Raw genomic sequence first — 14,310 nt, forward strand, 5'->3', positions numbered from 1 at the left:
AAAACGGCTTGGTCCTGAGCCGCGGCCTGTTTTGCGCAAACGGCAAAAATGGCCAACAGAGAGCCCAGACAAGCCTTCGATCCCAAAGTGAGAATACGCGTTTGATCCCCCCAAAGTATGAAAAACGAGATTCTCTTATCGCAAGCTATCATAAAATATCGGTGAACATGCCATTTCTTTGTACGCCTTTTGGATAGGATACCAACAACCGCCTACGCCAAAGGTATAGAGGCCACGCGGATCCAATCCCAGAACTCGCCATCCGCTGCTTCACCTTGCTGACGGCGGTTTTAACCTTGTGGCTTACACAGGTAATATGATCGCCAACTGTCAGGAAGCCGCCGGATTTATTGGAGCGTCGCACTGTGCTGCTCCGTGACGAGCGCCGGCAACTGCGCTTCGAACGCGCGTTGCATGGCGGCGATGTTGTAATCTCTGCGGTGCTGGACCGTCTTTCGCATCATCAGTTCCTCATCGATGATGGCCTGCATTCCCACCATGAAATTGCGAAGACTGAATTGACCTGCATGCGCCCGTAGCGCCTCGGGATGGAAGAGATGCTCATTCTCCTCGAAATCACGCACGGCCTTGATCAGGCCTTCGACGGATTGCTCGCCGAACAGCATGCCGCTGAGGCCCGGAACGACCGTTTCCAGTGCGCCGCCACTGCCATAGGCGATGACGGGCCTGCCGCTCGCCATGGCTTCGACCGGAACAATGCCGAAATCCTCCTCACCCGGAAAGATCAACGCACGGCAACGGGAAAGCTTTTCCTTCAACACCGCAAACGGCGCACGCCCGAGGAAGGTGATGGTGGGGCCTGCGGCGCGCTTCAGGCGCTCCATCTCCTTGCCTTCGCCGATCACCACCAGCTTGCGGTTCATCCGCGTGAAGGCCTCTACCGCCAGGTCGATGCGTTTATAGGGGATCAATTGGCCGGCGCAGAGATAGAAGTCGTCGATGACAGCTGACGGCATAAAATCGTCCACGCTGACGGGCGGATGGAGGACGGTTGCCGGGCGGCGATAATACTTGCTGATGCGGTCGCTGACATGGTGCGAATTGGCGACGAAGCGATCCACGCGCAAACTTGTGCTGACATCCCAGGACCGCAGCAGCGGCGCCAGCACGGGCAACATCAGTCGCGACGCCAGACCGGCATGGGACCGATAGAAGTGATAGTGATCCCAAAGGTAGCGCATCGGTGAATGGCAATAGCAGACATGTGTTGCGTGCGGCGGGGGGATAATGCCCTTGGCCGGACCCGATTCACTCGAAATGATCAGATCGTAATCGGTGAGATCGAAGCTCTCCAGCGCAAAAGGCATCAGCGGTAGAAGCGATTGGTATGCTTTGATGGCGCCCGGGATACGCTGCAGGAAGGATGTGGTGACCTTATGCTTGCGGATTTTCTCCGAGACGCGACTTTCATCATAAACAAGGGTGAAGATGTCGGCATCCGGGTACATGTCGCAGAGGGCTTCAACCACCTTTTCGCCGCCGCGCATCGACACAAGCCAATAATGAACGATTGCTACCCGCATTGTTCTTTCCCCTCCTTGGGTCGCAATAACATTGTGCGGGCAGCAACCTTTGCGACAGAACCCATATCGGTCCACCATTGCATCCAAATGGCCGAAGTGAGCAGCCGAAAGAGTTAGCTGACGATGAAAGCCTGCACGCAAGGATGTGCAAGCCGGCCTAGAGATGCTCGAGGCGCCTGTTTTTCCTGCCAAAAGTGATTAGCCCAGGCGCTCCCGTGGGGTATTTACACGTTATGCGTTCAGCTGATGATCTCGTTGCATAGCGCTTGTCCCGGTTTGTGGCGACGCAAGCGACATAACAACGAGATCTCGCCCATGCTTCCAACTTCCGTTTTCCCTTCACGATTCGGCCGCAAGCCCTCTGGAGCACTGGTGCCATGGGTGTTGGCATTGGCGCTTTCCGGGGTAGGCTTGCTCGACACAGCCAATGCTGCGGCCGACGCGGCCTACCACATCAGACCTCAGACGCGGATCAAGGTGGCGATCGTCGAATGGATCGCCGCGACGGGCGAATACAAGGAATGGACGGCGCTGAACGGCGAATATGTCGTCTCGCAATCCGGTACGATCTCTATTCCGATGATCGGGGAAATGCAGGTCAACGACAAGACGACCAGCATCGTCAGCGCCGACATCGGCGACAAGCTGAAGCAGATCACCGGTCTTGCCGTCGCGCCCACCGCCTCGGTCGAGGTGGTCAAATATCCGATGATCTACGTCTCGGGCGCTGTCGAAAAGCCGAGCGAACTGGAGTTCCGTCCGGGCCTGACAGTCAAGCAGGCCATCGCCATGGCCGGTGGTAGCCAGCGCCATTCCAGTCAGACCGGCGACTATTCCGAGGCGCAGCAGATCAGCTATGCCGGCGAGATCAATCGCATGGAGCTGCAATTGAAGCAGCTCAGTGCCCGGCGCGCTCGGCTGATGGCCGAGCTCAACGATCAGCCGACCATCACATTCCCGCCGGAGATCAAGGCCGCACCGGATGGGTCGGTCATCAAGCAGATCATGACAAGCGAGATCGATCTGTTCAATGCGCGTGCCGACGCCCTGCGTCAGCAGCTCGTATCCGCGGGGGACCTCGAGACGCTGCTGCGCAACGAAATCAACATTCTCGATGAGAAGATGAGCTCGCAGGACGAGCAGGTGAAGATCGCCCAGGACGAGTTGAGCGATATTACGAAGCTGGTCGACACCAAGATCCTGACGACGTCACGCAAGACCTCGCTGGAGCGGATCGTTGCCGAGATGCAGGCCGGCAAGCTGGACCTCGTCGTCGCGTCGATGCAGGCCAAGCAGAAGCTGAGCGAAACCGAACGCGACGCCCTGAACCTCAAAGGTCAGCGCAAGACCGAAGCCGGGCAGCAACTGCAGACGACGGAGACAGATATCGAGGACACGAAGCTCAAGCGCAATACGACGCTGCAGCTGCTCCAGATCGCCGGCGCATCGCTCTCCCGCAGCCAGAGCATCCAGTCGCTCGATCTTCAACCGCGCGAATATTGGATTACGCGCGGCGGCGACGCCGCCGCCGCTACCGAAGTGTCGGAAACGACGGAATTGCAGCCCGGAGACGTTCTGGACGTTCGCTACAACATTTCCGGAAACCTGGACGGTACGGTGCTGTCCTCGGTCGATCCCACGCAATCCCAATGACAATCAAGACAATCAAACTAAGGTTGGGGAACAATTATGGCAGTTCACGAGATCGGTAAGGGCTTGCGCGGTATGCCATCGGATACCAAGCGCTCGGGGGGCAGCGAATACATCTCGTTTCGCGATATTTGGCGCTTTCTGCAGCGTCATTGGTTGATCTTCACCATTTTCACCACGGCGGGACTCGGCATCGGCGGCTTCTACATGGCCACCACGCAGCCGGTCTATCTGGCAACAACACGCGTCGTCATGGACCCGGACCAGGGGCGCATCGTCTCTCAGGACGCGTTCACCGGTACTGTCATCATCGAGGCGGCAGAAATTGCCAGCCAAGTCGAGATAGTCAAGTCCGAAGCGACCGCGCGCGCCGTGGTCGGGAAGCTCAATCTCAGCGAGGATCCGGAGATCGTCGGAGGCGTGTCGTGGCAAGCCGCCTTCCACGACAAGCTGCGCGCTTTCATCGGCTTTTTCAGGCACGGCGATGCCGACGTCAAGGCCGAGCCGAGCGAGGATGACTTGATGCGCCGCACCATGGCCTCCTTTCTCTCCAGAGTCTCGGTCACCCGGGTCGGCCAATCCTACATTCTTGAGATTGGCTATAGTTCCATCGATCCGGAAAAGGCTGCGCTGGCGGCGAATGCGATCGCCGAGGCCTATATCAAGACCGGGCTGTCGGAACGCGCCTCCGCGGCGCAAAGTGGTGCCAGATGGCTTGAAACACGGCTCATCGAGGTCGGTCGGCAGGCACGCGAAGCCGCCATGAATGTGGAAGAGTTTCGCGCCAAGAACGGCATTATGGAGATCAGCAGCTCTTCATCACTCGATCAGCAACAATTGTCCGAGATCAGCAGCCAGGCAGTCGCGGCGAAGGCGCAGACCGCCGCTGAGTCAGCCAAGCTTGCCACGCTCAACCAGCTGCTGGCAGGCGGCAAGGTCGAGGGCGACGTCGACGAGACGATCAACAATCCCCGCATCCAGAAGCTGCAGGAAGATCTCGGTGTGGCGACCACCAAGCTCAACAACCTTATCAGCCGATATGACGCCGACAATCCCGCCGTCATCGCCGCACAGCAGGAAATTGACCGGCAGAAGAGCGAAATGCGCAAGGAATTTGCCCGTATCCAAGCCGTCTATAGCGCGAATCTTGAGGTCGCCAAGACTCGGGAAGGGCTTCTGGGTGACGAATTGACCACGCTGAAGGAAACCGGGACGGACAAGAACCTCGCACGCGTGGAACTGTCCGAAATGGAAAGCCGGGCAACGACTTATCGCCGCATGTATGAAAGCATTCTGCAGCAATTGATCGGCGCCATGCAGAAGGAATCCTTCCCGCTCGGCAACGTCCGCGTTGTGACGGCCGCCGCCGCACCGCTGACCAAGGCCTGGCCGAAATCGTCCTTTGTAATCCCCTTCTCCGCCATGCTGGGCCTTGCGGCCGGCCTAATGGCGGCGCTTCTGCGGGATGGCCTGGATCGACGCGTCAGTTCAAGCGAGAAGCTGCGGCGGGAGCTGGGGCTCAGTTTGCTTGGTCATGTCCCCGTCTATGCCAGCCCATCTTTCGTGCCCGGCAATATAGTGGCGGGAGGCTCTTCATGGCGGCGAACCATGTTGCCGCTGAGGTCCGTGCTCGATACGCCCTATTCGCAATTCTCCGAAGCCTTGCGTGGCGTCAAGCACTCGATCGACTCCTCCTTCCCGCCCAATGCGCCCATGGTGATCGGCATAACCTCGGTCGGCACCGGCGAAGGCAAGACGACGGTCGCGACCAATCTTGCGCAACTCTATCAGCACGAAGGCGCCTCCGTGGTGCTGATCGATGCCGATTTTCTCAACGCGCGGCTGAGCTGCGTGGCGATGGAATCCGGCATGGATTTCGGGATGGAGGTGTTGAGCGTAAATGATGTGCCGCGCCGCTATGCCGTTGCGCATGAAAGCGGCGCGCTGGTCGCGAAGACGGATCATGAGCCCGAGGCCGAAAGGTCCTCCACGCAGGCCCACGGCGGTGTTCCTGTCGTCACCGTCGACGAGACGGAGAAGTCGGTCGCCTCCTTCCAGCGTTACGGACACCTGCCTGCCCTGAAGGCTGAGATCGACCTGTTGCGGCGGCGATACAAGGTCGTCATCGTCGACATGTCCGCCTTCGAGGACTCCGCCGATACGCGGGTCATCTGCGCCTATCTCGAAGGTATCGTCGTTGTCGTCGGGCAGACCAACAAGATGACGGTCGAGCGGCTGTCGGATGCGCTCGCAGCCTTCGGCACGACGACGATCAATATCCTCGGCATCATCGCCAACCGCAGCGACGAGAAGCGGCAACATGGCGAACGTCGCCGTTGGTGGCGCAAGTCACGGGGCCGCGAGACGCGCTTTTCTGCCAGGCGCCTCGTGGGTTATACGGCGGGTCGCCCTCTCAAGGTCGTCGTCGGCATCGCCAGCACCGGCCGGCGGGACATCTTGTCGTCCATCCTTCCTCATATCGCCAACCAGAGCCGCAAGCCGGACGAGGTCGTCGTCTGCCTTTCGTCGCCGGAGGACATCGATCCGAGCTGCCTTCGCAATCTCGACTTCCCTGTGCGGGTGCTCATCTCCGAACGTGGCCTTTGCCGTCAACGCAATCGCATCCTCGATAATATTCGGGATGCGGATATCGTCCTCTTCCTCGACGACGACTTCCTGATGACGCCGACCTATATCGAAGAGGCCGAACGGCTGTTTCAATTCCAGCCCGATGTCGTCATGTGCACGGGCACAGTGTTGGCCGACGGTATCACCGGCCCCGGCATTTCTGTTCGGGACGGCTTGCGGCTGGTCGAATCCAAGCGCCGGCGGCGCTCGGAGCCTACGATGCAGGTTCAGCCGGTCTACAACGCCTATGGCTGCAACATGGCAATCCGGATGGCCATCATCAACGCTACCGGCCTGCGCTTTGACGAGAACCTGCCCTCCTATGGCTGGCTCGAGGATGTCGACTTCAGCCGGCTTGCCGCCCATTATGGTCAGGTCGTCAGTGCCAAGCAGCTCGAAGGTGTTCATCTCGGCACCAAGAGCGGCCGGTCGGCCGGTGTCCGTCTTGGCTATTCTCAGATCGCCAATCCCCTCTATCTGATGCGCAAGCGTACCATGAGCGTGCCGCACGCAACGGTGCAGATCGGCCGCAACCTGGTCGCCAACCTTGTCAAAGCCTGGCGGCCGGAGCCCTGGGTCGACCGCAAGGGGCGGCTCAACGGTAACATCATGGCTTTTCGCGATCTGCTGAAGGGCAGGCTGGCGCCACAGAACATCGAAATGCTGGAATAGCCCCGTGCGCCCGGCCCGTCTCGATCGCGTCGTTGTCATTAACGATCGCTCCGCCAGGATAGGCGGAGCATCGAACCTGGCGATCCTTTCGGCTGATTTGCTGCAGGACGCAGGGATCGCGGTAACCTATTTTGCCGGAGATGCCGCCGGTTCCGATCCGCCGGCGGCCGATACCATCAATCTGGACACCCGGCCGCTGATGCAGCAGACGCGTATACACGCCATGACCAGCGGCCTTTACAGCCGCCATGCCTATGCCGCCCTGCAGGATCTGATCGCCCGCATCGATACGCCTGGCACCATCTACCATGTGCACGGCTGGTCGAAGATTCTCTCGCCTTCGATCTTTCGAGCGCTCTGGCCTGTGCGCGAGCGTGTCATCCTGCACGCCCATGACTATTTCCTGTCCTGTCCGAATGGCGGATTTGCCAACTATCGCAAGAATCAGGTTTGTCCGCTGACGCCCATGTCGGTCCAGTGTCTGACGACGAACTGCGACAAGCGCGGGTACCACGAGAAAGTCTGGCGATCAACGCGTCATCTGTTGCGGGAGTATTTTTATCCTACGCGGCAAATACCGGCCAATATCGTTGTCGTGCACCAGCGCATGCTCGATTATTTCGAGCGCGGCCAGATGCGGACAGCCAATATTGAAATAATCCGCAATCCCGTCGAACCATTTTTGGAACGCCCCATGGACCCGTGGAAGAAACGTGATTTCTTCTTTGTCGGCCGGCTGGAGCCCGAAAAGGGATTTGAAGACGCTGCGATCGCAGCGCGCCTTGCCGGCGTGAAACTCCACGTCATCGGGGACGGTGCCGGCCGCGCGCGTCTGGAAAAAGACTATCCCGAAGTCGTCATTCACGGCTGGAAAACCAAGGATGAGATTCGGGACATCATTGCTCAAGCGCGCGCGCTCGTCGTGTCCTCGCGCGTTCCGGAACCTTTCGGGCTTGCCGCGCTGGAGGCCGTTACCAGCGGCATCCCCGTCATCCTTCCCGATGCGGCGCTCCTGGGCGACGAGCTCGAGGCGCTCGGATGCGGGCTGACCTTTCAGAGCGGCAAGGTGGAAACGCTCGCGAGCGGGATGCGTCGGCTGGCCAATGACGACATGCTGGTTCGTTGGATGAGCGTCAATTGCATCCGCCAGTCAGGCGAGCTAGCGCACACGCCGGCATCCTGGCGCGATGCGCTTCTTGTCCTCTACGAGCACATCCTGAAACAGGCAAACACCACCAGGACGGGCGAAAATGTGCCAGCGCGCAGTGATTTTCCGGTCGCCCGTCAGGTGGTCGACGAGACAAGCTAAGCTTGCGGTCAGCCTTGTGTTCGCGGCTCTACGCCAATGGGACTAGGTCAATGCCCGTAGGGTCAATTGTAAAGGGCGATGGCAGCTGCCAGCTTTGAGAAAAGGATTCAGCAGGTGGTAAGGGGTCTGAAACATGCTATCGGCTTTTGATGGCTTTGCCCATGGCGAGCAATCGCTTCGCGATTTGAAACGGACAGCACGGCGCAGCCGTTCGAAACGCCTTGTCGACCTTATTCTTTCTGGCGCGGGATTGCTGTTTCTTGCGCCGGCGTTTCTCGTCATTGCAGTCGCATTGCTCTTGGTTGACGGCCGTCCCATCATCTATCGCCACACCCGCATCGGCCGTGACGGCCGACCATTTGAATGTCTGAAATTCCGCACCATGCGCAAGGACTCCGACCGGCGGCTGGCGGAACTGCTCGAACGAGATGCGCAGCGAAAACAGGAATGGCTGTCGACACAGAAACTGATGAACGATCCGCGCGTACACTGGCTTGGAAAATATCTGCGCATGAGCAGCGCGGACGAGCTGCCGCAGCTATTGAACGTTCAGCGCGGCGAGATGAGCCTGGTCGGGCCTCGTCCAGTCGTGGCCTCGGAACTCGAACGCTATGGCGCGCACCTCCACTGCTATCTGGCGCTGCAACCGGGCATCACCGGCCTCTGGCAGGTCAATCGCTGCGCGGAGACCACCTATGAAGAGCGCGTGCAATTCGATGTGGATTATTACCATAGCCGCTCGCTGCGCATCGACCTGGCCATTCTCATCAGAACCGTCGGCGTCGTGCTGCTTGCCCGCAATGAAAAAGAACGTCTTACCAAATGAAGAACATGGCAACAGCAATCCATACGATCAGGCAGAATATCACGATCATCCAGCGAACCACGTATTTCCGGTGTGATTGGCCTGCCCGCCCTTCGGCGATGCGATCGCGATCCTGGTTGTCGTCTTTCATACGCTGCTCTGCATGGTGTTTCATGATCGTTGCCGACAAGTCCACTCTCTATGGCCGACAAACCCGATCCGGTCGCGGCTCCCAAGACGGTATTTTCTATAAAACAAAGTCGTATAGTCTCGGCTTTTCCCTCTTAGACGCAGCATCCCATGGCATGGAATCATGTCCTGAATGGGAACCCTACAAATTTTATCTGACGCAAAACTGGATTATTCCACCGATATTCACACAATATAGTGCCAATATTGGGAGGCCAAGGGTCAAGAGGGACATATTGTTCTTTTGCGACCTGAGACAGGCGGTGCGCTGATGGACGGCCTGCCGTTGCATCCCAAAATCTCCAGCCGCGCCAGAGTGCAGCGGTGGCTTCGTTCCCGCCTGCCATCGATCGTCGGGGACGGTGCTTCGACGCTCGGCTCGAAAGTCGTCTCGCAGGTCGTACAGCTGCTCGTTTTCCTCGTTGCGGCACGCATGCTGGAGTCGGCCGAATTCGGCCTTTACGCTTACAGTTCCGCCATCGTGGTCATGCTCGTCGTCATCGCGGAAGGCGGTTGGGGCGAGTTTGTGATGAAGAGGGATTGCACCGATCGTGAACTCGATCAGATCGGGACGATATCGATCATCGCCGGCGTGCTGGTCACGATTGCCGGCCTGTCGGCTGCTGCTCTCGCCTGGTTCCTTTTGCCACGATCCGACGAGGCGTTTCTCCTTGTTCTTTTCAGCTGCTGGTTCCTGCCGTCGTCTCTCTATGCCGTCTACGACGGGCTATTGGTTGCGCGGGGGCTTCTGCGCAAACAGGCCGCCATCCGCATTGCGAGTGAAGTGGTAGGACTTTGCGTGACCATGCTCGGCCTATGGGCGGGATGGAGTATATTTTCGCTCGCCGCTGGCCGGCTCGCGGCGCAATTGGTTTGCCTTGGTAGCTCCATCATCGCGCTCAACTGGTATCCAAAGCTCTACCTGACATGGCCTTTCGCGCGGGAGATTCTCGAATTCTCCAGTCACATCCTGTCGAACCGGCTGATCCTCTTCCTGCGCTCCTATTCCGGCACGCTGGCGATCGGCAGTTTTCTAGGCCTTGCCGAGGCAGGCTACTACCGTGTCGCCGAGCGCATCATTGCGGCCTTTTCCGAACTCATAGGCGAGCCGGCGCGCATGCTTGCCTGGACGCTGTTTCGCCGCTCCGCGATGATACCGGATTCCAACGGAACGCCTAAGCGCGATATCGGCGCGTCCGCAACGGCTTTCATGACGGTCCTCATGGCGATTTCCGCGCCGATCTATCTCGGCCTCTCGCTCATCTCGTCCAATCTGATCGACATCGTGCTTGGCGATAAATGGGCGCCGGCGGCAATTCTCGTGACGATCCTATCGATGAAGCAGGTGCTGCTAACGCCGGGTTACGTCACCGAGGCGCTCCTGTCGCTGTCGGGCAATATCCGGCGCATGCCTCCGACCTTGCTGCTCAATGCTGCTGTTTCGGTCGGTCTCATCTTGCTTCTGGCACCCTTCGGTGTCGAAGCGGCCGCCTGGGGCCAATGTGTCGCCTCCCTGATCTCCTTTCTGACGTCGATGCATCTGCAGCGACACTACGGCGGCCTTGGCTGGGGGCGCGTCATGCGCAAAAGCGGCTACGTCGCTGTCGCGATCCTGCTGATGGCGGCAACAGTCTATGGGCTCGGCTACTACGCCGAAGTCTGGAACATGCGGCGGGTCCTAACGGTCATGCTGCAAGTGCTGATGGGAGGAGCAATCTACGTCCTGGTGCTTGCGGCTCTAAAGAAGCTGATGGGGGGCACGGCTTCGATCCTGTCGCCCAGCCAACCGTAACGAGGAGATCACGATGGCAACCCTATCCCTGTCCGGCAACACACGCTCCATTCTGAAGGGCGCGGCACAGAGGGCTGCACACGCGCTTTCACCCCTGCGGGCGGCAGCAGGGCGCTTGCACTATCTTTCGCCTCTCCCACGACGATTTACAGGCGCCTACGGCACCTTTGAGGCGGCCATGACAGCCGCCCGCCGGCAGCCGATGGCCGGCTATGATCACGAGGAAATCGCAAGCGTCTCCTTTGCCAAAATGTGCCAGGTGGCGCCATGGGACTATCCGGTGCTGTTCTGGATGCGGAGCCTGATGCCGACAGTGGATGGTCTCATCGATGCCGGCGGGCACATGGGAACGAAATATCGTGCCTTTCGGCCGTTGCTGTCGCTGGATGGCTCCTTTCGCTGGATCGTCTACGATCTGGCAGCCATCGTTCGAGCCGGCCGAAGCTTGGCCGAGCGTGACGGATTGACCGGCCTTTCCTTTGTCGACCGGATCGAGGATGCCGGCGCAATGCCGTTGTTCCTGGGATCCGGGCTGATGCAATATCTTGATATGCCGCTGTCTGATCTGCTGAAGCGCCTGCCAAGTCTGCCGACCCACCTGATCCTCAACAAGGTTGCCCTTCGCAAGGGCGGAGCCGTTGTCACGCTCGAGCGGATCGGTAAGACTCATGTGCCTTATCATATGCGCGACGAGGCTACCTTTATCGATGATGTAACCGGGCTCGGCTATCGGCAGGTCGATCGCTGGTCGATCCCCTCGCTGTCGCATGTGATCGACACGCATCCGGAGCTGGGACGCAGCGAAAGCGCCGGCTTCTACTTTCGTTTGGACTAGGCCGCGGGCTCACAAACGCGTAGCCATGGGCGGATGCAAGCGAGCCTGACAAACGCGCCGGGCGCTATCATCAATCCGCCCCATCCATCATGATAGACCCCAATGGCCTGATTTTACTTCCGCTTTCGCGGAGCTACAGCCGACATAGCCGCATATGCTGTTGGACGCCTCTCGGTCGAAAACGACCAAAGCGGACAATTATGTGCTAGTCTCGCGAGCTATCAAACGGACGGAGGGTGGTGCCAATGTTGGAAACGGACAAGGTGTTCGCTGGCTCGATTCCGGAAAACTACGACCGCTATATGGTGCCGTTGATTTTCGAGCCGTTCGCCGCGGATCTTGCACAACGAGCAGCGTCCTTGTCGCCAAGCGCCGTTTTGGAAATCGCCGCGGGCACCGGGGTTGTCACCCGCGCATTGGCGCCAAAACTGTCCCCTACCGCAAGCTATGTCGTCACCGACCTCAACCAGCCGATGCTCGACTACGCCGCTTCGCGACAAGCTCCCGACAGTCGCATCAAATGGCGCCAAGCGGACGCTCTGGCGCTGCCGTTTGAAAATGCGGCCTTCGACCTCGTTTGTTGTCAGTTCGGCGCGATGTTCTTTCCCGACCGCTCGGCTGCCTACCGCGAAGCAAGGCGAGTCCTGAAGCCCGGAGGGCGTTTTTTGTTCAACGTGTGGGATCGCATCGAGGAGAATGTATTCGCGGATGATGTGACGAATGCTCTCGCAAGGATTTTTCCGAACGATCCGCCGCGTTTTCTGGCACGTACGCCGCACGGCTACCACGATACGGCACTGATCCGTAGCGAGCTGGAGGACGCGGGCTTCTCCCGTGTGGTGATCGAGACGAGAGCCGAACAAAGCCATGCATCCTCGCCGCGCATTCCAGCCGTTGCTTATTGTCAGGGAACTGTTCTTCGCACCGAAATCGAAGCCAGAGGCGCGGGAGAACTGGAAGCCGCAACCGACTACGTTGCATCCGCGATTGCGGACAGACATGGCAGCGGCGAGGTAGCTGCCAAAATTCAGGCCCACGTCATCGTGGCTGTGGTCTAGGTGTTGGAATATGCCTTCCGGCACTTCGCGACATTCCGCTGTTAAGCACCACTTGCGTCGCTCTCGGAGTGAAGCGGGCATGAACCGAATTTGTGAGTACACGCCCTAGATGTGATGCGTCGATAGCTGCCGATCGCGGATAGACGCCTTGCGCGACTCCTCGATCTGGTGGCGGCGCTTGAGATGATCGGCAAGCCGGATTGCCAGCGTCAGCACCATCAATGTCGGATTGGCATGGCCGGGAGTGGGAAACACCGAACTGCCGGCGACAAACAATCCGTCGATGCCGTGGACCATGGCGTTGGGATCGACGACGCTGGTCAATGGATCGGTACCCATGCGGGTCGTGCATGAGGGATGGGCCATGTCCATGAAGGCGGCAGCGCCGCTGTCGTCGGCTTCGATCCAGTCCGCCAGTTGCGGCCGCGGCAAACCAACGCGATCAAATTCGTCCACCATGATTTGCGCGAACCGCTTGATGCTCTCGATTTCGCAGGAGCCGATCTTCCAATCGACGCGTGCCAGAGGCTGGCCAAGCCGATCCCGTTGCTTCGAGAGCGTAACGCGGCTTTCAGGATCGAGCCGTTGTTCCGCCATCGCGTCGAAACGCAGTTCGGTGGAGCGATGTGACAGACCCCGCTTGCGGATCAGCCGATTGTAGAGGCCGGACGTGATCATGGCCGGGGACGTTCCGATCGCCAAAAGATCCTGCATGAATGTCTTGCTGGAACCATGGGCCAAGCGTTTGAGCGCCCCCCAGGGGTCGTGATCGGCATGGATCTGCACAGGATAGGCAGCGCAATTGGTAAGACCGTCCCGCGCCTGCATTTCGGGGCTCAAGGACAATCCCCTCAGATAGAAATGCGTTCGGCCTTCATGCGCCAGACCGTAGAAATTGAAATGCTCGGCGATGACGTCGATGTCATGCCCCGTGAAGCTGCAAAGTGTGGTGCGCGGATGGTCGCAAAGATAGCGGCCGACAACGTCATGCTGATTGCCGATGCCTGCACCCATCACCGAATTTGAGGCCAGCAGCAGACGCGCGTTCTCGATGCCGCCGCCACAAAGGACGATCGTGTTCGCATGTACGGTCGCCTTTTTGCCGGCAAGGCTTTCGACGCTCAGCGATGTCGGTCTGAGGCCCTGATCGTCGAGATTGATCTGCGTCACCGTCGCGTGCGTCAAGAAATCTATATTTGCCGCCGCGATGTCGCGCGCGAAGCGGTTGAAGCGTGTCGGCTCGCCGTGCCGATCCCGCGCGTGGCTGAATTGCCAGAAGAAGGAACGCAGAAACTGTTTGTCCAGGCCAAGTTCGCTTGGGCGCGAATGGAGCAGGCCAAAGAGCCGTTCATCATAGAAATTGGGGCCAAGGTTGAGCAGCTCCCCTGCCCGATCAAGGGCTGTCAGCAATTGATAGCGTGCAATCGGCCAACCGGAAAGCGGCAGCCAGGGCCGGTGGGCGAAGTCCATCTCGTCGAAGGCGGCGCACTTGCCGATCCAGGTATGGCTGCTGCCGCCCAGGATGCGGTCGCGCAGCTCGAAGGCCGATACGTCATTCAGCCATGCCAGGTTGCCGGTATAGCCGCGTCCCGCCGGCTCAACGCTTTCTGAGGCTCGAGGTTCCCCAATGCTCTCAACCGCACTCAATGTCTGGGCCTCAGCCTCGTAGTCAGGACCGCCGCTCTCAAGGACGAGGACGCGGATCCGTGTGTCGGCAAGCTCTCGAGCGATGGCGATACCTGCCGGCCCGCCGCCGATGATGGCCACATCCGCAGCTATCTGAGTATTATCTAACATTGATCTGAGATCGATGATCGCCATCATAGTA

10 protein-coding genes are annotated in these 14,310 nt (G+C 59.2%); 7 read left to right on the top strand and 3 right to left on the bottom strand.

Annotated elements, in window-relative coordinates; genetic code table 11:
• Positions 1-347: 347 nt before the first annotated feature.
• The gene (locus tag JTP94_RS13005; RefSeq protein WP_204850896.1) at positions 348-1,544 is read right to left on the bottom strand and encodes a glycosyltransferase; all 1,197 of its coding nucleotides are present in this window, start codon (positions 1,542-1,544) and stop codon (positions 348-350) included.
• Between the two features lie 315 nt (positions 1,545-1,859).
• On the opposite strand from JTP94_RS13005, the gene JTP94_RS13010 reads away from it, so the two are divergent.
• The 4 genes from JTP94_RS13010 (at position 1,860) to JTP94_RS13025 (ending at position 8,629) form a co-directional block, all read left to right on the top strand.
• The gene (locus tag JTP94_RS13010; protein ID WP_204850897.1) at positions 1,860-3,197 is read left to right on the top strand and encodes a polysaccharide biosynthesis/export family protein; all 1,338 of its coding nucleotides are present in this window, start codon (positions 1,860-1,862) and stop codon (positions 3,195-3,197) included.
• A gap of 36 nt (positions 3,198-3,233) precedes the next feature.
• Complete coding sequence (locus JTP94_RS13015) at positions 3,234-6,494, top strand: glycosyltransferase (RefSeq protein WP_204850898.1); 3,261 nt, start codon at positions 3,234-3,236, stop codon at positions 6,492-6,494.
• 4 nt (positions 6,495-6,498) lie between these two features.
• Positions 6,499-7,803 (top strand): glycosyltransferase family 4 protein, encoded by a 1,305-nt coding sequence (locus JTP94_RS35895; protein ID WP_204850899.1) that lies wholly within the window; start codon positions 6,499-6,501, stop codon positions 7,801-7,803.
• Between the two features lie 133 nt (positions 7,804-7,936).
• On the top strand, positions 7,937-8,629 hold the full coding sequence (locus JTP94_RS13025; protein WP_204850900.1) for a sugar transferase: 693 nt from the start codon (positions 7,937-7,939) through the stop codon (positions 8,627-8,629).
• On the opposite strand, the gene JTP94_RS13030 is transcribed toward JTP94_RS13025, so the two are convergent.
• On the bottom strand, positions 8,619-8,798 hold the full coding sequence (locus JTP94_RS13030) for a hypothetical protein (RefSeq protein ID WP_204850901.1): 180 nt from the start codon (positions 8,796-8,798) through the stop codon (positions 8,619-8,621). The two genes, JTP94_RS13025 and JTP94_RS13030, sit on opposite strands and share 11 nt — an antisense overlap.
• A 243-nt stretch (positions 8,799-9,041) precedes the next feature.
• On the opposite strand from JTP94_RS13030, the gene JTP94_RS13035 reads away from it, so the two are divergent.
• The 3 genes from JTP94_RS13035 (at position 9,042) to JTP94_RS13045 (ending at position 12,482) form a co-directional block, all read left to right on the top strand.
• A complete protein-coding gene (locus tag JTP94_RS13035) occupies positions 9,042-10,589 on the top strand; it encodes an oligosaccharide flippase family protein (protein ID WP_204850902.1) in 1,548 nt (515 codons plus the stop codon).
• Between the two features lie 13 nt (positions 10,590-10,602).
• Positions 10,603-11,424, top strand: coding sequence for a methyltransferase, TIGR04325 family (locus JTP94_RS13040; RefSeq protein WP_204850903.1), 822 nt, complete (start codon positions 10,603-10,605; stop codon positions 11,422-11,424).
• Between the two features lie 245 nt (positions 11,425-11,669).
• Positions 11,670-12,482 (top strand): class I SAM-dependent methyltransferase, encoded by an 813-nt coding sequence (locus JTP94_RS13045; protein ID WP_204850904.1) that lies wholly within the window; start codon positions 11,670-11,672, stop codon positions 12,480-12,482.
• Positions 12,483-12,587: 105 nt separating this feature from the next.
• On the opposite strand, the gene JTP94_RS13050 is transcribed toward JTP94_RS13045, so the two are convergent.
• A complete protein-coding gene (locus JTP94_RS13050) occupies positions 12,588-14,279 on the bottom strand; it encodes an FAD-dependent oxidoreductase (RefSeq protein WP_246754864.1) in 1,692 nt (563 codons plus the stop codon).
• Positions 14,280-14,310 lie beyond the last annotated feature (31 nt).

The organism is Martinezella lusitana (assembly GCF_016901135.1).
Classification (GTDB): domain Bacteria; phylum Pseudomonadota; class Alphaproteobacteria; order Rhizobiales; family Rhizobiaceae; genus Rhizobium; species Rhizobium lusitanum_D.